Below are 18,414 nucleotides of genomic sequence, written 5' to 3' on the forward strand. Positions count from 1 at the left end.
TTCTTGACGGTGTTTCGTGAGCACTGGCAGCTAGATGAAATACTGCGTTGGCTCATACCTTGACTATTAAGCCTAAGGATTTCTCGATATTTGGTCATTTGGTTTGACCTCCTGTATTTGATTTGCACCTGATGGTGCATTTATCCATTATACAAGAGGTGGCTCTCGCCATGACCATAGTGGCTCTATCTGATGAACATGGTGGCTCATTTCAAGTACACACGTGGTTCATTTCTAAAATATTACTCATTAAGAGGGTGCTACTTTTATGGAAGACACCAGGGCATTAGTAGATAAATCAATAAATTTTAAAATTAATAGCATACAAAATATGTATCTAGTTATTTCAAAACAGGTCATGGTCATAACAGAGCTAGATGTATTTAATATGCAAGATATTAGCTATAAGATTAGTAAAATCGATGAAGAGTATATTAATTCTATGGATACGGAATATATTACTTCATTGGTGGATATTCTACAAAAGCTACAGCAGGTACATTCTTTTCATGTAAAAAAAAAACTTACAACAGCTATGTTTTTTGGAACAGTTGAGGGTAGTCACAATATGTTACCTGCAAATCAAGAACAATGCTATCTATTATTGCGCTCTTGTCTTATATTTATTAGGAAGGCTTTGAATAAAAGGGTTTACATTAAGAGTATAAACAAGCAGGATTATGACTTTGAAGCTGTAGTGCATCAGTTTTTAGAAGTATTATATATCATTACAAGGGTAAGCTTTAGAATGAATGTAGATAATAGTAGGGACAATAATTTGAGCCTTAATAAAATAGATTCTCTAAGCTATGAAATTATTAAGCTTTTGCGATGCTTTGAAGAAGTGCCATTATCAGAAGAATACAAGGCTATCTGCAAAAAAGTGCTTTTAGATATAAAAACTATATTTTCTGAGCAAAGAGATAAGTCTATACTAGAAAAGCAAAATTATAAGAAGCAAAATAATAACACAGGCAAAAATCCAGTACCTTTAATATACATTCCAAACAAACCAAATGAAGTTACGTTTCCAAAGCAAAAAGGATCTTACTAATGAGATCCTTTTTTAAGTCAAAGCGTTTAGTATTTATCGATATCTTCTTCAGGAATTTCTAACACATCTTCTAGCTTGAATTGTAAAAGCATTTCCTTTTTAATTACGTTTCGCAAAGTAGTGCTAACGCTCTTATTGATAGCTTCAAGGTCTTCTAGCTTGGGGTTTTTAACCGATTGACCCTTTAATGTTCCGAGCACAGATTGGATTTTCTCTGCTTCTGCATTAACCACGTGTGCTAAAGCAAGCTCTTCAAAAGCAATTGAAGCTAATAAAATATTGACTACTTGTTCACGGGAGAGATCAATTTCTGGCTTAACATCAGGTATTTGTGGGAATGACATATGCAAACCTCCTAGGCGTTTTTTATTTTCGATTTATAATATGCAGATTATTTTTTTTTGCTAATGAAAATAGGCTAATATTTCTTAAAAAATTAGGCTTTTTAATTGTACATTGTAATTATCTTTGCATATTCAAGTGGGTTAGTAAATGTTTTTTCAATTGTGTTTCTATCGTAGGATTTATACATAGCATCATATCCAGGCTTAGCGTTGCATTCGATAAACCATATCCGCCCATTAACATCAACGGCAAAATCGATGCCTATTTCGCCAAAGACTCCATAACAGGTTTCGATTGAGCAATAGCAGGTGTGGAGGAAGGATTCGATTTTTTGCCTTAGGGCTTCAATTTCTGATTTAGTATAGCTTAGATAATCTTCAAAAAAGCTATTAAATTCGAATACGTTGGATCCAGACTGTGTACTTGTAATCGGTGAATATTGACAGCCCATACGAACGGGTAGTGAAAGTATGTCTACCTCGTTTCTGCCAGTTCTTTGCATAGTCGCTCGTAAATCTATACTTCGATTGTCAATTTCGATTAGTGGTATAGCGTATTGGATTACCAAGTGTTCACTATTAATGAACGATTCAATTGCACTGTGTAATGCTTTAATTGAGCCTACTGTTTCTTCGTAGACCCTATTGGAAAAGTAGCTATACGTATATTCATGTTCTGATAATCTGCTAACCTTTAAGATGCCTCGACCATTACTACCGAAGCTATCCTTAACATATAGATGATTATGTTTATCAAGCATAGATTTTAGGCTGTCGATGCTTTCATAATTAATTGTTGGTGGCAAAAATGGTATCATGTCAGGTTGATTTATTAGTTTTTTATGGGTCAACCATTTGTCAAAATAGTGTTGTGGGTTAATTTTTTTCATGTTAGGAATATTATTTAATTGCTCGCGAATATATTGAGATTTTATTTTTTGCTTCGCAAGTACGCCTCCACCGCGATCATAAAAGACTTCTGGTAGCGGAAAAGCTCTACGCTTCCAGCACTTATCATCTGAATCGTAATACATCCCTAAGATTCGCTGGTTAACAAAGTCTACATCCTTAATTGAAAAATAATAGAGTATGGTATTGCAGCTATTGTTAGCATTAGAAAGCTCATAATGGCGAAATTTCGGTTTCTGCTGTCGCATTCGTCTAATATTACCATTGCTTACAAAAACACCAATAACAGGGCCAAGGGTAAGGGTGTTGTTGCTCCATTTAAAGCTACACTTTATGTTGAAGAGGTCGGAATACTTTGCTAATAAGTGATAGGGAATTATTATTTGGTTATCTGTGGAGTTAGGTGTAAAGATGACAGGAGCACGCCATTGCCCGATAGCCAAATAGAACGTTTTTTGTTTAGATTCTGACATATACTGATATAACAATTCTGGGACAGAAACTGACGGTATTTGTTCATGGCTAGCTTCATAATCAGCTTCGTTAGTAAGGGTAGAAGGTTTAATTACAAGTGATTGCAATAGCTCCTTTGCTGGGTGTTTTGTAATTGTTAAATATTTTGCATATTCTAATATGTTATAGAACTGCTTTGTAGGATAATCGCTATTATAGATGCCGGGGCCTGGATACTTCTCTGGTTTACTGTTAGCCTCTATAAACCAGATTTGATAATCTTTATCGATGGCAATATCAAGACCCATTTCTGCCATTGGACCAAGCTCTCTTTCAATAATCTGTGAGATTTCGATAGCAACTTGATTGATTTGTGTTTGTGTGGGAAGGAGGGCACTATGGCTACGAAAATGTTCGTAGTAGTCTTGATAGTACATATCATCGGAGTCTAGGGTTGTAATGTAGGAATTCTCCCCAGCGATATTAACGTGGCGATAAACGGCCTCCCATTCACCTGCGCTGTTTTTTTGCGTTAATACACGAATATCGGTAGGTCGATTTTCGTAGTGTAGTAGATTGATTCCCTGTTGGATCAAGTATCTTTTATCTGGAAGTATTAGTGTCTCAAGTAAAGTTAGAACCTCCTGTAAGCTCTCTAAATGTAGCGCTTTTAGACCTAGATTATTGTCGTAGTAGGTTACTTTATACTGGTCAGATTTCTCGATGGTAATGATTTCACGTCCGCGACTACCATAAAATGATTTAATAAATAGTAATGAATAGCGTTCTAGCATGCAAGTGATGTCAGCCAATTCTTTATATTCTATGGTCTCTGGTAAGTATGGTTTAATGAAGCTGTATTTAGAAAGTGCTTTATAAAGCTGCCATTTACCCAAGTAATGTAAGCTATTAATCTTTTTTATGGTTTTGTCATAGCTAAATTGCTGACGGATATGCTTAACCAGTGCTTTGTGTTCTGGTTCAAATGAAGCACCCCGATCATATAAAACATCAGGCATTGGGTACCATTTCTTGTGCCATGTTTTTGTGTTTATATTGTAGCTATAACCGTGGATTATACAATCAAACCAATTGATATCGTTTACTGAAAAAAAGTAGGTGACACATTTGGAATGCTCATTAGCAAGCATATGATTTTGGATTAGAGTAGGTGTCTCCTCTCCCTGTTCAAGCTCCTGTATGTACCGTGTATTTAAAAACACACCAACAACAGGCCCCAGATGGATTTTGTCATCTTTTTTCCAAATATGCAATTGCATATCTTCGTATAAAGACAGATGTTCTAGAAGTAAACTCGGTATTTGTAAGCTGTGAGCAAGCTGCTCAGCACTTGACGTATTCTGTTCGTAGGAAAAGCTAGCTTCTGTGTGAAGCTTTCCAGCTACTAATGTATAGGTTTCATGTTCTTCTAATCCAAGCTGGTTAAATAATGATGGGGGAAGAAGGCAGTGAGAAACCGTTGCATCTGTAAATGTTAAGCGTTTTAAATTAACAAGCATAAACTCACTCCTAATGCTTTGTTCAATGTATAGCCAATACTTTAGTATATGAAGCAGCTACTGATTACGGTTGGGCAAACATACAAGCAAGCGACTAAATTAGAACGTATAATAAAGAAACTTTAGTTGCATGTGAACATAAGGAGTTGAATTCATAATGTCGATGCCGAAAATTCCAAATATCACTCCAGATATACGTTTAGACCGTGATGATGTAATCAATATCCTGTTAGCATCAATTGCCTTTGAGGAGTTAGCATTAGCTCATGTAATAAATGCTGAAGCGGAGAAGCTTCAATCTGTACTTGGTACGCTCCATGGGCAGCGAGTCAAACAACAAAGACTAGAAGACTTATTACTAGTCAATAAGAGTGTGAATAAAATACTACGGGATACGATTAAGAAAGAAATGCTACTTCAATTTAAGCTAGAGGATTGTCTAGAATTAATTGAAAAAGAGGACGATGATGACGAAGGGTGAAATTATAATAGGTGAAGGTAGATAACTCTTCCTTCACCTAACTATTTCAAAGTAGAGGTTATTTGTTTTTTATACATTTTTCTATTCATAATAGTCGATAATTGCCTGCGTCATAGCTTCAGCCATTTTCTGCTGGTAAGCTGGGTCGATTAGCTTGGCCTCATCCTGTCTGTTAGAGAGAAAACCTAGCTCCATAAGCACTGATGGGAAAGGGTTATGCTGCACAACAACAAAAGACTGCTCCTTTACACCTAGCCACCTAGTTCCAATTGCTTCAGATACATGCGAGCCAAGCAGTAGTGCAAGCTCTCTACTTTGAAACGAGTGTGGACTGCCATCGTAATAGAAAGCTGCTGTCCCATTTATAGATAGGTCAGCCGGGAAATTATCAGCATGAATACTAATAAAGAGATCTGCTTCAAAGTCACAGGTGATATCTAGGCGCTTCATTAAATCCTTATAGGTTTCGTAATACTTGCCTTGATATACAGTGTTGTCATCGTAGCGGGTCATGCTGATAACAGCTCCAGCGTCTTCGAGAGCTGCCTTTAATAAATATGCTACGTTAAGATTGAAATCCTTCTCTAGCACACCCGATTGTCTACCATAGGTACCTACCTCTGAGCCTCCGTGGCCAGGGTCAAGCATTATCCGTTTACCTTTAATGCCACGATTGCTAATATCTATTGTCAATGAGCTACTATCACTAAAAACCTTCCACGTTACGGATTGTTTTGCTTCAATAATAATATCCTGTGGCCTACGTTGTATTTCAGTAATTTTAGCTGAATTATTTATATCTAAAGCATTATATTCTATTGAGACATCGTTTGTGAAGCTTAGTATTAACTGATTTTCCTCGATAGTAAAGCTATAATCAGGTCGTCCGCTGGTAATGAATTTTAATTGCTGGCGGTCATCTAATTCAAGCAAAGCGGCTTGATACACAACGGGAGTAAAGGACAAGGTATAACTAGTTTCAGTATCCTGTATTAGTGTTGCATAGGTCCAACCACGAGTGAAAACTTCCAGCTGATTTGAAAATGTTCTGAATAATGGGATGTCAAAATGATTCAAATCGAAAATACTATTAGGTAGTAACATGTTGTTAAAATAAATGGTATACTTACCGTTATTATTATCACTCAAAACAGCTTCAAATGGTGTGTTTGATGTAAGCTTTAACGAGTTATTATTGATAATTTCTAGATTAATACCAGAACGGTCTATAGCCAATAATTCAATTGCGGGTGTAATGAACCTCTTGCTGACCCAGCCTATGTTTCCGTTATAAGAAACCTGATACCATGTGGAGTGTTCGCCGATAATATCTAGTTGCTCACCCTTTGATACAGTTGCTAGTATGGCAGAGTTCCAATTTGTATTTGGGTGAAGTCGAATATTTAAAGTACTAGCATTAACTATACCCGATTTAACAAGTGCATTATAATCATATTGTAGTGCGTTGTTATATTCGTACAATAGGTTTTCGAGAGTACTAATTCCCAGTGGAGCTAATGCTCCATGATTACTTGATTCTAATTGATTACTAGGCAAGCTGTCGTTGTAATGGTTTGGGAAGGTTTGCTGGACAACCTGTGAGCCGATTATGAATACTGTTGCAACAGAGAGAACAACAAATAAAAAGTATCGTATCATGGTGAATTGGTAGCCTCCTAACAGATGTTAGTATTAACGTATTTTCGAAGCTTTTATACTTTGCGTAATTAAATTGTATTATAATTAGCGCTATTTGTAATTATAATTAATATGGTTGCTATTATATTCTTGTAGTTTTAGAATATATTAAACGAATGATATGTTATAATATTTCTCATACTATCTAACCTTTTAGAAAGGGAGTTTAACACATGGTTTCTGAAAAGCTAACACTATGGCAAAAAAATAAAACCTTGCTACGCATTATTACTGTGGAAAAAGGTAAGGGTCATCAAGTACACGTGGGAAATGTTTTATATGCTGACGAACAGAGTGGAAGCTTTCTCTTCTACGATTTGGATCAAAAGAAAAATTATAATTTTTCAATGAACGAAATAGAAGATATACAGCCATATGAAAAACCACCTACAAATGCTCCTGCAAAACAATTACAAAAGCAATTTAATAAATCAGCACCCAAGATAGAAGAGTTTAAGGAAGACGTTAGGGATGAAGCTATCGCACTTATTAAAAGCTTGCCCTCTAGCAAATTGTATGCGTTAATACCGTTGTTACAATTATTAAAGAATTCAGACGCAAAAAAATAACTATCCGCAGCAATAAGCTTACTAATGCGTAATTTAAACATAATTTGTGAAATAAGAGTGTGATAATTGTGACGTAATATTGTCTAAATAACAAAATTCATATTTTTTTCACAAGTTTACGATAGCATTTTATTGATATCATAAGCGAACCTTGAGGGGGCACATTTTTAATGAAAAAAAATATTTATCAAAAGCTGGGATGTTCAGTGATAGCTATAGCTATGCTATTAAGTCTGTTAGCAGGCCCAGCGATAGTTTTTGCACAAGAGCAAGACGATTTTACCTTTGAAAGTATAATGTTATCAATTCGACCAGAGTTTGATCATCCGCCAGGTTGGTTTGATTCAGAGATTCCAGCAGTGTTAGTTATTAACATTGCAGACGTTGTAAACAACACAAATGAACCGATTACAACATTGAGTTACCCAGCACCTATTGATGAACCTAATTTTTTCGTCTATGCTGTAGGTCAGATGCGAACAGATCAAGCGGGTAGGTATTTCCCAGCACCTCACGTGTTGTCGGACGGGCATATTCACCTAGACTTAAGGGATTATCCAATCATGCCCAATGAGGATTATAGATTAACTGTTCAATATTATTACAACCCATTCACTATTGATGGAGCCAGAAAATCTTTTGACTTTGAGTTTGCGCCAGAATTTAATGCTGAAGAGGTTAGGGTTGATTTGCAAATTCCACCAGCAGGAAGAAATGCTAGAGTTGAGCCTGCTGAATATGCCCTTAGGGATGTTACGCACACAAATGTAAATGTAGATAATCCAATAACAATAGATATAGCATATGACAAAGCAGATAACAGACCTACAAACCTGCCACAAAATCAAGGTGGACAGGCTAGGGAAGGCGATAATATGTTAATTGGCTTTGTAGCACTAATGATTATTATTGGTTTTGTATTTTTTCTAGTATTAAAGAGTAAGCCAAGTGAGAAGCAGGATAGAAAAACTCGCAAACGTAATCAAGAGCAAGAAGTAATTGAGAAACAACCAAAGAAACAAGCAAAGCAACAGCCAAAACAGCAAGCAGCGAACAACGAAGAAAAACCAAGAAAAGCAGTTGCCAAGTCGAAACCTAAAATGCAGGTTGCAGATGCATCGCAGGCCCAGAAAGATCTTAGGAAAAAACTTATAGCTGGCGAGATCGATGAAGAAACATATAAAGCAGAAATTAAAAAATTAAATCAATAAGCTGGTTTAGGTAAAATACTGAACCCTAGCTGTGGGGAATTTATTTTGGATTTGCGAGCGCATAAAAGCATCTAATTCTGCCGCTTGTTCATTGTGGTACAGCCATTTTCCGCGCCCATATTTACCCCATTTGTATTTGCGTGTTTCCTCATTCATATCGAGTTTTGTGTTAGGAAAACGTTCAAGTATTACTTTCTTTGCTGCTTTAGTAAATCTATATTGTATTAGCTCGAAGGTTAGGTCCTTGATCGACGAAGGATCTAGCCTTCTTTTTAGTTTATTGAACATGTCCTCATAATCATCCTGCCAGCCCTCATAATGCATTATAGGCGCTAAGATAAAGCCAAGGGGATACCCAGCGCTAGCTATCTTCTCGGCAGCTTCAATCCGTTCATCAAGGGTTGCGGTCATTTGTTCGAAATTACGAATAACATAGCTAGAATTAAGACTAAACCTAAACCGAGTATGATCATTATGCTCAAGCTTAAGTAACGAATTTATATGAGCGAATTTAGTAACAACACGTAATCGACCGTATTTTGATTTAGCAAAAAAGTTAATCGCTTTTTTTAGTGAGCCAGTTAGATGCTCTACACCTACTGGGTCGGAGCTACTTGCAGCTTCAAAAAAGGTCAGTCTAGGTGCCCTCTTTTCAATGTGTTGGTTGATATTATCTAATATTTCATCTGTGTTGACATAGACACGAATATATGGTTTTTTTCCCATAGTTGTTTGTAGATAACAGTAATGACAGCTACCAATACAACCAGTCGACATTGAGAACTGGTAGTTTGCTGAGGGTTTGCATATATCAAGTTCCATAGATTTTTTCACACCAACCACTATAGTACGTTTAGCATTTCTGTATGCATCTATTGGATTTTTACCAGGAATACCAGTTACTCTGTTATGTGAGGGTATCATTTCGACAGGAACGCCTACGTCAGGCAATTTTTTGAATAAGGTACGACCAAGTGAATATTCAAGAGCTTCTGCTTCAAAATAGGCCCTCTCAGGCTTAAAGTGTTTCAGAATAATTCCTCCAATACTTTACACCAAGCGACTTACTTGGCATAATAGTTTATAGTATCAAGTTTAGGTATATTTTTATCATGGGGAGGCTTTTTTATGTCAACATCAAAAAAACGTAGTAATGAACCAGTAATGTCTAAAAAGAAAAGAAGAAGGGTTAATATCATGAGAGTGGTAATGATAATTGTAATAATTATGATTTCTGTAGGACTAGTTGGAGGCTCTTTCTTGTTTTTATTTTAAGCATTAACATTTTATTTTAAGCTTCTATATTTTTTATAATAAGCTTCTACTATTGAAGCTTTTTTATTTTATAAAAAATGTGTGAAATAGTCGGAATTTGTGTGTGGTTGGTGTGTTTACTGTTGTATTAGTTATGATTAACAGTTATAATACAGTTGTAAACAAAAGGGATATTATTATATTTATAAACAAAAATTAAATGAGACAGGTAATAAGCGGAGGTGCAGTATGCCAACAAAACACGAACAAATTCTTAAATATATCGAAGACCTTCCTGTAGGCAACAAAATTTCTGTGCGTCGAATTGCTAAGGATTTAGATGTCAGTGAAGGAACAGCTTACAGAGCAATCAAGGAAGCAGAAGCACAGGGGTATGTTAGTACAATAGAGCGTGTTGGTACAGTTCGTATAGAAAAGAAGCAAAAGAAAAATATTGAGAAGCTTACATTTGCAGAGGTTGTAAACATCGTTGATGGCTCTGTACTTGGGGGGCGTTCAGGACTTCATAAAACACTACATAAGTTTGTAATCGGCGCCATGGAAATTGACGCTATGCTTAAATATGTTGACCCTGGTAGCTTATTAATTGTAGGTAATAGAAATGAAGCGCATAAAGTAGCTATTAAGCAAGGAGCTGCAGTTCTTATTACAGGTGGATTTGAAACAACTGAAGAGATAAAAAGGCTAGCTGATGAATTCGAGCTACCGATAATCACTTCAACCTATGATTCATTTACGGTGGCTTCTCTAATTAATCGGGCAATTTACGATCGATTAATTAAAAAGGAAATTGTCCTAATTGAAGATATATTGTCTAAAAGTGCAGAAATTAGCTATTTGTCTATATACGATACTGTTAAGGACTATAGTACACTCGCAGAAGCCTCAGAGCATAGCCGTTTTCCTGTAGTTGATGAGGTCATGCGTGTGCAAGGGATTGTCACTCCAAAGGATACTTTAGGACAAGAAGAAGATATGTCTATAGAAAAGGTTATGACTAAAAATCCGATTACTGTTGCTATGAAAACATCTGTCGCATCGGCTGCCCATGTTATGGTTTGGGAAGGGATTGAATTATTGCCAGTTGTCGAGAATAGAAAGCTAGTTGGGGTCATCAGTAGGCAAGACGTAATCAAGGCATTGCAGTACATTCAAAAACAGCCGCAAATTGGACAGACTATCGAGGATATTGTACTGTCTAACTTTACAGAAGAAAAAGTAGATGATCGATCTATCCGCTTGCATGGTGAAATAACACCACAAATGTCAAATCAGCTAGGTGGAGTTTCCAGTGGTGTGCTTATGATGCTGATTACTGAGGCTGGATATTCAGCATTGAGAAAAACAAAAAATAGCGACTTAGTAGTGGAAAATATCGTTATTTACTTTTTAAAGCCTGTTCAAATTGATGTGAATTTAACTGTAAAATCGCGGGTTATCGATAGTAGTAGAAAGTTTGGTAAGGCTGATATAGAAGTATATCATGGTGAACAATTAGTTTGTAAATCATTATTAACAGCCCAGGTTTTAGAAAAGTAAGCTAAACACAATAAACGAAAGTCAAAAAAAGTCAAACAAAGTCAAAAAAATATCTCTATAAATGTATATAAAAGACAAAATGTTGGCAACCATAATAAATCATTTTTTTAATTAATTGGATAGTGATGAAAAAAACGGAAATAAGCACTGTGACTATATTGCTGACATGGTGTTATTGGCGCTAATGCCTAGTGAATCACTAGTAAATTGAACTGTTATACATACAAGCGCATACCTGTATCATATACAAAAAGAGCATGACCTATCTGGTTATGCTCTTTTAATTTGCATAAAGACTATATTACTATTTTGAATTCATATAAACTACATCTAACAACGCACTATTGGTCAGACCATCAATAGATAGCAATTATTTAACAATCTATGTTATATTAACTAGTGAAATGAGACGGTTATAAATGCCTATACAAAAGGGAGGATATATATGAACCAAAAACTTATTAATGAATTGATTTCTGCAATTGGTAGTGATAATGTACTATATGAGGACGCTGACTTAGTTAGTTATTCTTATGATGCGACACCTGACATGCCTAGTCAACAACCTGATGCAGTAGTGACGCCTGAGACAACAGAGCATGTAATCGAAATTGCTAAGATTGCGGATAAGTACAATATCCCTATCTATACTCGTGGAGCTGGCACAAATCTCAGTGGTGGAACAATTCCGATAGATAAAGGTATTGTACTGCTGATGGTGAAGATGGATAAAATCATCGAGGTTGATGCTGAGAACTTAACTGCAACAGTTGAACCAGGAGTAATTATTCAAGATTTAAATGATGCAGTATCGAAGCATGGGTTAATCTACCCACCTGACCCAGGGACTGTTAAGACAGCTACTATGGGCGGCAGTGTTGCTGAGAACTCAGGTGGCTTACGCGGTCTTAAATACGGTGTGACGAAGCATTATATTATGGGCTTAGAAATCGTACTTGCTGACGGTAAGTTAGTAAAATTCGGCGGGAAAACAGTTAAAAATGTTACTGCCTATGATTTCGTAAAGTTATTTACAGGTTCTGAAGGTACTTTAGGAATTATTACAAAAATTATAGTTAAATTAATACCTGCACCAGAGACTAGAAAAAGCATGTTAGCTTCTTTTAAAACACTAGATGATGCTGGTAATGCTGTTTCTAGTATAGTTGCTGGTAAAGTAATACCTGCAACCCTTGAGATTTTAGATAATACAACAATTAATGTTGTTGAAAACTATGTTAAGGCAGGTCTGCCAACGGATGCTGAGGCAGTGTTGCTGATAGAGGTTGATGGTATTCCTGAGGTTGTAGAGAAGGAAGCTAAGGTTGTAGAGGAAGTTGTCAAAAACAACAATGGAGATATCCAAATTGCTCAGACAGATGCTGAAAGAGATAAGCTGTGGGCTGCTCGTAGAGCTGCATTACCTGCGTTGGCGCAAGTTAGTCCGACAACTGTACTAGAGGATGCAACTGTTCCTCGTAGTGAGATTACCGCTATGTTGCGTGAACTGAAGCGCATAGCTGAAAAATATGATTTGAGGATTGGAACCTTTGGTCATGCGGGAGACGGAAACTTACATCCTACAATCCTTACAGACGAGAGAAATGAAGAAGAAATGAAACGTGTTCATAAGGCAGTTGATGAGATTTTCGAAGCTGCACTTAAATTAGGAGGAACACTGACGGGTGAGCATGGAATTGGTATGGCAAAAATGCGCTACCTCGGCTGGGAATTAGGAGAAGAAGGTCTAGAGGTTATGAGGAAGGTCAAAGAAGCACTTGATCCGAAATACCTGTTAAACCCAGGCAAAATGGTTCAGAGGAGTGAGTAATGTGGCCCAATATTTACTAGAGCAACTAGATGAAGATATCATCAAATGTATGAAATGTGGTAATTGCCAGGCTGCTTGCCCTATTTATAAAGAAACAAAAATGGAAGGTGATGTAGCAAGGGGTAAAATTCAGCTTGCAGCGGCTGTGTTGAAAGGTAAACTAGGCTATTCAAAAAGTCTTGAGAAGAGACTATTAAATTGTTTAACCTGTAAAGCATGTTCAGTTACCTGTCCTTGTGGTGTAGATTGCACGAAGATTATTATTGCAGCAAGGCAGGCGTTGGTTGCTCAGCGCGGTCTACCAAAGGTGAAAAGAGCAATTTTTGAGCTTGTGAAACGACCAAAGCTATTTGATGTTTCTATGAAAACAGGGGCTGTCTTTAGTCCGATAGCCATAGATAGGAAGGGTAAGCTTAGGTTTCCTATATTAAATACGAAGAAGGTATACCCTAATCTAGCGACTAAACCGTTCCGTGATCGTTATCCAGAGGCGAATAAAGCAACAGAGAAAGCTAAAGAAGCAGCAAAAAAGACTATGAAAGTTGCTTTGTTTACAGGCTGTTCAATAAATTATATATATCCTAACGTAGGAAAATCGTTAGTCGATATTTTAAATGCTAATGGAATTGACGTTGTTATACCTAAGGATCAGCATTGCTGCGGTGCGCCAGTGTATATACATGGTGATCGTAAATCTGCTACAGAGCTAGCAAAATCTAACGTCAATGTTATGAAAAAATATGACGTAGATGCAATAATTACGGCCTGTGGTACGTGTGGAAGTCAGTGGCAAAAGTATTTTCCAGAGATGCTAAGTGGAGATGAACTTGAGTCTACGGCCAAGGAGATTGGAGCAAAGGTTTACGATATAGCATACTTCTTAACAGACGTTATAAAGTATAATCCTGAAAATCTAGGACCAGTTAATCGCACGGTAACATATCACGACCCTTGTCATTTAAAACGCGGTATGGGTGTTCATTCTGAACCTAGGGAGCTATTAAAAAGTATTCCTGAACTAAAATTTGTTGAGATGCAGAATGCTGATCGCTGCTGTGGTGGTGCAGGTTCATTTAGCTTAACACACTTTGATTTGTCGATGGATATACACAAGACTAAATCTGATGCAGTCGCCAAGTCTGGTGCTGATACCATAGTTACTGGATGTGGATCTTGCATGATGCAATTTGCAGATGGGAACGATCAGATAAAATCAGAGCTTCCAATCATGCATACAATGGAAATTTTAGCTGAATCATATCGAAATAAAGAGAAATAGAAACTATAAATTAGACATAATTATATAGAGAAAAATGGATAGGATTAACTATGGAAAAGAGAAGGAATACAAAAGGCTAAAAAGGCTAATGATAATACTGGAAAAGTAGCTAAATGGGATTTTTCTCAGCTAATGAATAATCTGAAATTAGAGGCAGGAAATCTTTAGGTAGATGTAGAAAAAAAAGAGAACTGCAGAAGCATTAGCAGACGAGTTACGATGTTAAGGAGGTGTTAATGGGAGAAAATAGAAAAAGAGAAGAAGTCAACAAGTAATATAGTTAAGAAGGAACAGAGAGAAAAAGACAAAGAGAAACACAAAAAGAAAGACAAGAGCATCAATAGACAAAACACCAGAGAGTAGTAAGACTATAAGAAGTACACAATATTGAGGAGGTTAAAGCATGTATGCATTGTTAGCAACAGCACCTATTATTACGGTATTTATTTTCTTAGTTGTTCTAAGATGGCCAGCTAAGTATGCTATGCCAGTAGCGTTAGCGGTTACGTCGATTTTGGCTTTAACAGTTTGGGGTACTACAGGAACAGTTGTAGCAGCTTCTATTATCCAGGGTGTGTATGTAGCAATTTCATTACTATGGATTGTATTTGGAGCAATCTTGCTATTAAACACACTACAGAACAGTGGAGCAGTTAGTACAATTCGTCGTGGGTTTATGGATATTACTGACGACAGAAGAATCCAGGTTATCATTATCGCTTGGATGTTTGGAGCATTTATTGAAGGGGCTGCAGGCTTCGGTACACCAGCGGCAATCGCAGCACCATTACTTGTTGCTATAGGTTTCCCAGCGATGGCAGCAGTTACAATGGCGTTAATTATCCAAAGTACACCAGTATCCTTCGGGGCTGTTGGTACACCGATTTTAGTAGGTGTTAACAGTGGTCTTGATACTGAGGCTGTAAGAGAAGCTGTAGCTGCAGCTGGTATGGAATGGTCTGAATATTTGTACCAAATTGGTGTGAATGTTGCGGTATTCCACGGATTAATTGGAATTTTCATTCCGTTATTCTTAGTAATGTTATTAACTAAGTTCTTTGGTAAAAACAAAACAATTAAGGAAGGCTTAGAGGCAGCTCCTTTCGCTATCTTTGCTGGACTTGCGCTAACAGTTCCTTATATGGCAGTAGCATATCTATTAGGACCTGAATTCCCATCATTACTAGGTGGATTAATTGGATTAGGTATCGTTGTAATTGCAGCAAAGAACAAGTTCTTAACTCCAAAAACTTCTTGGGATTTTGCTCCTAAGAACGAGTGGGATAAGAAATGGTTTGGAACAATTGAAATTGATGCTGGTGCAGAAAGACCTGGTATGACTTTAACTAAAGCTTGGATTCCTTACGTATTAGTTGGTGCTTTCCTTGTTATTAGTAGAACTGTGCAACCGATTACAGAAGCATTTACATCTGTAAACTGGGTAATTAGTGATATCCTTGGCACTGGAATTTCCCAAGGCTGGCAGCCAGTTTATTCGCCAGGTGGAATTTTCGTCATGGTTATCTTCTTGACCTTCTTTATTCAAGGCATGAAGTGGAAAGAGATGAGTGCAGCGATTTCTACATCTGCTAAGACTGTATTAGCAGCATCTGCAGCATTAGGATTTGCTTTACCAATGGTACGTGTATTCATTAACTCTGGTATGGGGTCTGATCTTCAAAGCATGCCTCTAGAGTTAGCAGCTGGAACAGCAGCTCTTGCTGGTGGTGCATGGCCGTTCTTCGCTTCAATTATTGGAGCTCTTGGAGCATTTATTGCAGGTAGTAATACTGTAAGTAACATGATGTTCTCGTTATTCCAATTTGGTGTAGCTACTGAAATTGGTGTACCTCAGTCTATTATTGTAGCAGTTCAAGCAGTTGGTGGAGCAGCAGGTAATATGATTACTGTTCATAACGTTGTAGCAGCTTCAGCTACCGTTGGTCTGATGGATAGAGAGGGAGAAATTATTCGTAAAACGTTAATTCCTCTAGCATACTATCTATTTATGGCTGGTGTCCTTACGATTGTTGCAATTGCTATGGGCTTTGGTGTCAACTTACCGATGTAATGAAAAAATAAAACTTTAATGGTGAGAAGCAGGGGGAGCAACTCCCTCTGCCTCGAACCAAAAAAATTTTTCTACATGGTGTTATATAATACTGTTGATTAGAACTGAGTTGTAATATATTATGTTACTGTTATGTTTTCGTAAGGTTGTAGTTAAAAGTTATAGGAGGCTTCCGAAAATGGGGTGATTGGTATGAGCTTTAAACCAATTAAAGTTAGAAAAATATATGCAGAAATAGTCGAGCAAATTAAAGATTTAATCAAAGATGGGAAATTATCATCAGGAGATAAGCTGCCGACATTGAAAGAATTAGCGGAAGACCTAAAGGTCGGACAATCAGCTGTACGAGAAGCCCTTACAGTTTTAGAAGCGATGGGTATTGTGGAAATTAGGCAAGGCGGAGGAGCTTATATCAGGCAAACCCAACTTGATGACACAATTGAGCCACTAAGCATGATGCTACTACTTGAACGAGATTTATCGTTAGAAGTACTGCATGTGCGTAAATTTTTAGAAGTTGGCGCCGCAGGACTTGCAGCAAGACAAAGAACAGAAGAAGAACTAGCAAAGATGGAAAAGGCTTTAATGGAAATGGAAAAGGACATATTAGCAGGAAACTTAGGAGAACGAGCAGACTGGGATTTCCATTTTGCTGTCGCTGAAGCCTCGCGTAATTCCCTTCTTATTAGACTTATGCATACAGTTGCAGATAATATGAAGATATCGATGAAAGCAAATCGACGATTGTTGTTCGAGCAGTATGGCATGCCTAAGCGGTTATATGATGAGCATAAGAAGATATATCAGGCAATTAAGCAACAAAACTCAACCTTAGCAGAACAAATGATGTATGACCATTTGCATCGTGTAGAACTATATATGGGTGATTTTGATATGATTGAAGAAAAGTAAACTTTTTCATTAGCTAATTCACTGGCTACAGTCTTTGAAAAAGGGTGCTTTTTTTCTTTGCTCTAGTGTGTTAACATAATATTTATTTAGAGCAATTAGGAAGAAGTGTGGACGATGGTATATAAACTACTAACTGAGAAGAATTGGAGAAATTTTGACTTTGTAATTATTTTGATTATTTTTTTGTTTGCTGTTCTTAGTGTATCAATTATCCAAAGTGCTACTAGTAGCGGAACGGATGAAGGGTTTTCTTTTTTTGCACAAAGGCAGCTATTATGGGTGCTAATTGCCACTGTTGTTATGGTAGCAGTAACCCTGATTGATCATCGAAAATTTGAGCAATATGCTTTGCCATTATATATAGTTGGTATCTTGCTGTTATTATATGTTGAAATTGAGGGACATACCTCGGGAGGGGCTAAGCGCTGGATAGATTTGGGCTTCTTTCGTGTGCAACCTTCTGAATTTGTAAAGATTTTTGTTATACTTATGCTCGCTAAAGAACTAGCTAAATACGAAGGTAAAATTGATCGTATTAGGGATTTGTTGGTTTCCTTTATTATTGTTGGCGTGCCTTTTCTGCTGTTATTGATGGAGCCAGATTTGGGCACAGCATTGGTGCTAGTTGGTATTATGATTTGCATGTTTTTAATTGCAGGGGTTAATTGGCGGATTTTTTTAATTTTATTTTTAATTGTGACAATCCTGATTGTTAGTCTCGTATTCTTATACTATTTAAACGAAGATGTATTTTTTAAGATTATTAAGGAGTATCAGTTAGATAGATTAACATCTTTTGCTAATCCAGAGGCAGACCCGCTAGGTAGCCGTTTTCAGGTTACACAGTCGCTAATAGCAGTAGGCTCAGGACAGCTAACTGGAAAAGGCTTGAATAGTGGCACACAAACTCAGGGTGGTTGGGTGCCTGAGCATCATACTGACTTTATTTTTGCAGTAATTGGTGAAGAGTTAGGGTTTCTAGGTGTTAGTTTCTTGATATGTCTATTCTTCCTGCTGATTTACCGCATTCTATTAATTTCTGGAAATACAACTGATTTATTCGGTAGTTATGTGGCAGCTGGAGTCATTGGACTAATTGTATTTCAGGTATATCAGAATATTGGGATGTCAGTTGGACTGATGCCAATTACTGGACTAGCTCTACCTTTTATTAGCTATGGTGGGAGCTCTTTATTGGCTACGTACCTCAGTATGGGTATCGTACTGAGCATTGCAATTAGCAAAAAACCGTCTTTATTCTCATAGGA

General features: G+C 37.0%; 16 protein-coding genes. 11 read left to right on the forward strand and 5 right to left on the reverse strand.

Features of this window, described 5'->3' with window-relative positions; translation table 11 throughout:
* Positions 1-98: LuxR C-terminal-related transcriptional regulator (locus BHF68_RS15885; protein WP_141706230.1), on the reverse strand; the 98-nt coding region annotated here is incomplete at its 3' end.
* A gap of 170 nt (positions 99-268) precedes the next feature.
* On the opposite strand from BHF68_RS15885, the gene BHF68_RS14380 reads away from it, so the two are divergent.
* Positions 269-1,054, forward strand: coding sequence for a hypothetical protein (locus BHF68_RS14380; RefSeq protein WP_069644376.1), 786 nt, complete (start codon positions 269-271; stop codon positions 1,052-1,054).
* Positions 1,055-1,080: 26 nt separating this feature from the next.
* Here the strand turns inward: BHF68_RS14380 and BHF68_RS14385 are convergent, their stop codons facing one another.
* Complete coding sequence (locus BHF68_RS14385) at positions 1,081-1,398, reverse strand: alpha-helical endospore appendage domain-containing protein (protein WP_069644377.1); 318 nt, start codon at positions 1,396-1,398, stop codon at positions 1,081-1,083.
* Between the two features lie 101 nt (positions 1,399-1,499).
* Entirely contained in the window at positions 1,500-4,280 is a 2,781-nt protein-coding gene (locus BHF68_RS14390) for a YheC/YheD family endospore coat-associated protein (RefSeq protein ID WP_069644378.1), read from the reverse strand.
* A gap of 157 nt (positions 4,281-4,437) precedes the next feature.
* Here BHF68_RS14390 and BHF68_RS14395 point away from each other — a divergent pair, with 157 nt between their 5' ends.
* Complete coding sequence (locus tag BHF68_RS14395) at positions 4,438-4,761, forward strand: alpha-helical endospore appendage domain-containing protein (protein WP_069644379.1); 324 nt, start codon at positions 4,438-4,440, stop codon at positions 4,759-4,761.
* Between the two features lie 81 nt (positions 4,762-4,842).
* Here the strand turns inward: BHF68_RS14395 and BHF68_RS14400 are convergent, their stop codons facing one another.
* A complete protein-coding gene (locus BHF68_RS14400; RefSeq protein WP_069644380.1) occupies positions 4,843-6,420 on the reverse strand; it encodes an N-acetylmuramoyl-L-alanine amidase family protein in 1,578 nt (525 codons plus the stop codon).
* A gap of 212 nt (positions 6,421-6,632) precedes the next feature.
* Between BHF68_RS14400 and BHF68_RS14405 the strand changes: the two genes are divergently transcribed.
* Both BHF68_RS14405 and BHF68_RS14410 read left to right on the forward strand, forming a co-directional pair.
* Entirely contained in the window at positions 6,633-7,028 is a 396-nt protein-coding gene (locus BHF68_RS14405; protein WP_069644381.1) for a hypothetical protein, read from the forward strand.
* Positions 7,029-7,198: 170 nt separating this feature from the next.
* The gene (locus BHF68_RS14410) at positions 7,199-8,239 is read left to right on the forward strand and encodes a hypothetical protein (protein ID WP_069644382.1); all 1,041 of its coding nucleotides are present in this window, start codon (positions 7,199-7,201) and stop codon (positions 8,237-8,239) included.
* A gap of 6 nt (positions 8,240-8,245) precedes the next feature.
* On the opposite strand, the gene splB is transcribed toward BHF68_RS14410, so the two are convergent.
* On the reverse strand, positions 8,246-9,286 hold the full coding sequence (gene splB, locus BHF68_RS14415; protein ID WP_069644383.1) for a spore photoproduct lyase: 1,041 nt from the start codon (positions 9,284-9,286) through the stop codon (positions 8,246-8,248).
* Positions 9,287-9,367: 81 nt separating this feature from the next.
* On the opposite strand from splB, the gene BHF68_RS15460 reads away from it, so the two are divergent.
* The 7 genes from BHF68_RS15460 (at position 9,368) to rodA (ending at position 18,412) form a co-directional block, all read left to right on the forward strand.
* Positions 9,368-9,514: a hypothetical protein gene (locus tag BHF68_RS15460; RefSeq protein WP_176719952.1), complete on the forward strand. Its 147-nt coding sequence runs from the start codon at positions 9,368-9,370 to the stop codon at positions 9,512-9,514.
* 228 nt (positions 9,515-9,742) lie between these two features.
* On the forward strand, positions 9,743-11,053 hold the full coding sequence (locus BHF68_RS14420; protein WP_069644384.1) for a DRTGG domain-containing protein: 1,311 nt from the start codon (positions 9,743-9,745) through the stop codon (positions 11,051-11,053).
* 445 nt (positions 11,054-11,498) lie between these two features.
* The gene (locus tag BHF68_RS14425) at positions 11,499-12,884 is read left to right on the forward strand and encodes an FAD-binding oxidoreductase (RefSeq protein ID WP_069644385.1); all 1,386 of its coding nucleotides are present in this window, start codon (positions 11,499-11,501) and stop codon (positions 12,882-12,884) included.
* 1 nt (position 12,885) lies between these two features.
* Positions 12,886-14,163 (forward strand): (Fe-S)-binding protein, encoded by a 1,278-nt coding sequence (locus tag BHF68_RS14430; protein ID WP_069644386.1) that lies wholly within the window; start codon positions 12,886-12,888, stop codon positions 14,161-14,163.
* A 403-nt stretch (positions 14,164-14,566) separates the two neighbouring features.
* Positions 14,567-16,234, forward strand: a complete 1,668-nt coding sequence (locus BHF68_RS14435) for an L-lactate permease (protein ID WP_069644387.1) — start codon at positions 14,567-14,569, stop codon at positions 16,232-16,234.
* Positions 16,235-16,426: 192 nt separating this feature from the next.
* Positions 16,427-17,146: a FadR/GntR family transcriptional regulator gene (locus BHF68_RS14440; protein WP_069644475.1), complete on the forward strand. Its 720-nt coding sequence runs from the start codon at positions 16,427-16,429 to the stop codon at positions 17,144-17,146.
* Positions 17,147-17,260: 114 nt separating this feature from the next.
* The gene (gene rodA, locus BHF68_RS14445) at positions 17,261-18,412 is read left to right on the forward strand and encodes a rod shape-determining protein RodA (RefSeq protein ID WP_069644388.1); all 1,152 of its coding nucleotides are present in this window, start codon (positions 17,261-17,263) and stop codon (positions 18,410-18,412) included.
* The last annotated feature ends 2 nt before the right edge of the window (positions 18,413-18,414 follow it).

The organism is Desulfuribacillus alkaliarsenatis (genome assembly GCF_001730225.1).
Taxonomy (GTDB): domain Bacteria; phylum Bacillota; class Bacilli; order Desulfuribacillales; family Desulfuribacillaceae; genus Desulfuribacillus; species Desulfuribacillus alkaliarsenatis.

What these genes read in the sequence shown, in the direction of transcription:
- BHF68_RS14405 (WP_069644381.1), top strand. Translation starts at nt 6,633, where the DNA reads ATGGTTTCTGAAAAGCTAACACTATGGCAAAAAAATAAAACCTTGCTA.
- BHF68_RS14425 (WP_069644385.1), top strand. Translation starts at nt 11,499, where the DNA reads ATGAACCAAAAACTTATTAATGAATTGATTTCTGCAATTGGTAGTGAT.
- BHF68_RS14420 (WP_069644384.1), top strand. Translation starts at nt 9,743, where the DNA reads ATGCCAACAAAACACGAACAAATTCTTAAATATATCGAAGACCTTCCT.
- BHF68_RS14435 (WP_069644387.1), top strand. Translation starts at nt 14,567, where the DNA reads ATGTATGCATTGTTAGCAACAGCACCTATTATTACGGTATTTATTTTC.
- BHF68_RS14400 (WP_069644380.1), bottom strand. Translation starts at nt 6,420, where the DNA reads ATGATACGATACTTTTTATTTGTTGTTCTCTCTGTTGCAACAGTATTC.
- BHF68_RS14385 (WP_069644377.1), bottom strand. Translation starts at nt 1,398, where the DNA reads ATGTCATTCCCACAAATACCTGATGTTAAGCCAGAAATTGATCTCTCC.
- BHF68_RS14380 (WP_069644376.1), top strand. Translation starts at nt 269, where the DNA reads ATGGAAGACACCAGGGCATTAGTAGATAAATCAATAAATTTTAAAATT.
- BHF68_RS14410 (WP_069644382.1), top strand. Translation starts at nt 7,199, where the DNA reads ATGAAAAAAAATATTTATCAAAAGCTGGGATGTTCAGTGATAGCTATA.
- BHF68_RS14440 (WP_069644475.1), top strand. Translation starts at nt 16,427, where the DNA reads ATGAGCTTTAAACCAATTAAAGTTAGAAAAATATATGCAGAAATAGTC.
- BHF68_RS14390 (WP_069644378.1), bottom strand. Translation starts at nt 4,280, where the DNA reads ATGCTTGTTAATTTAAAACGCTTAACATTTACAGATGCAACGGTTTCT.
- rodA (WP_069644388.1), top strand. Translation starts at nt 17,261, where the DNA reads ATGGTATATAAACTACTAACTGAGAAGAATTGGAGAAATTTTGACTTT.
- BHF68_RS15460 (WP_176719952.1), top strand. Translation starts at nt 9,368, where the DNA reads ATGTCAACATCAAAAAAACGTAGTAATGAACCAGTAATGTCTAAAAAG.
- BHF68_RS14395 (WP_069644379.1), top strand. Translation starts at nt 4,438, where the DNA reads ATGTCGATGCCGAAAATTCCAAATATCACTCCAGATATACGTTTAGAC.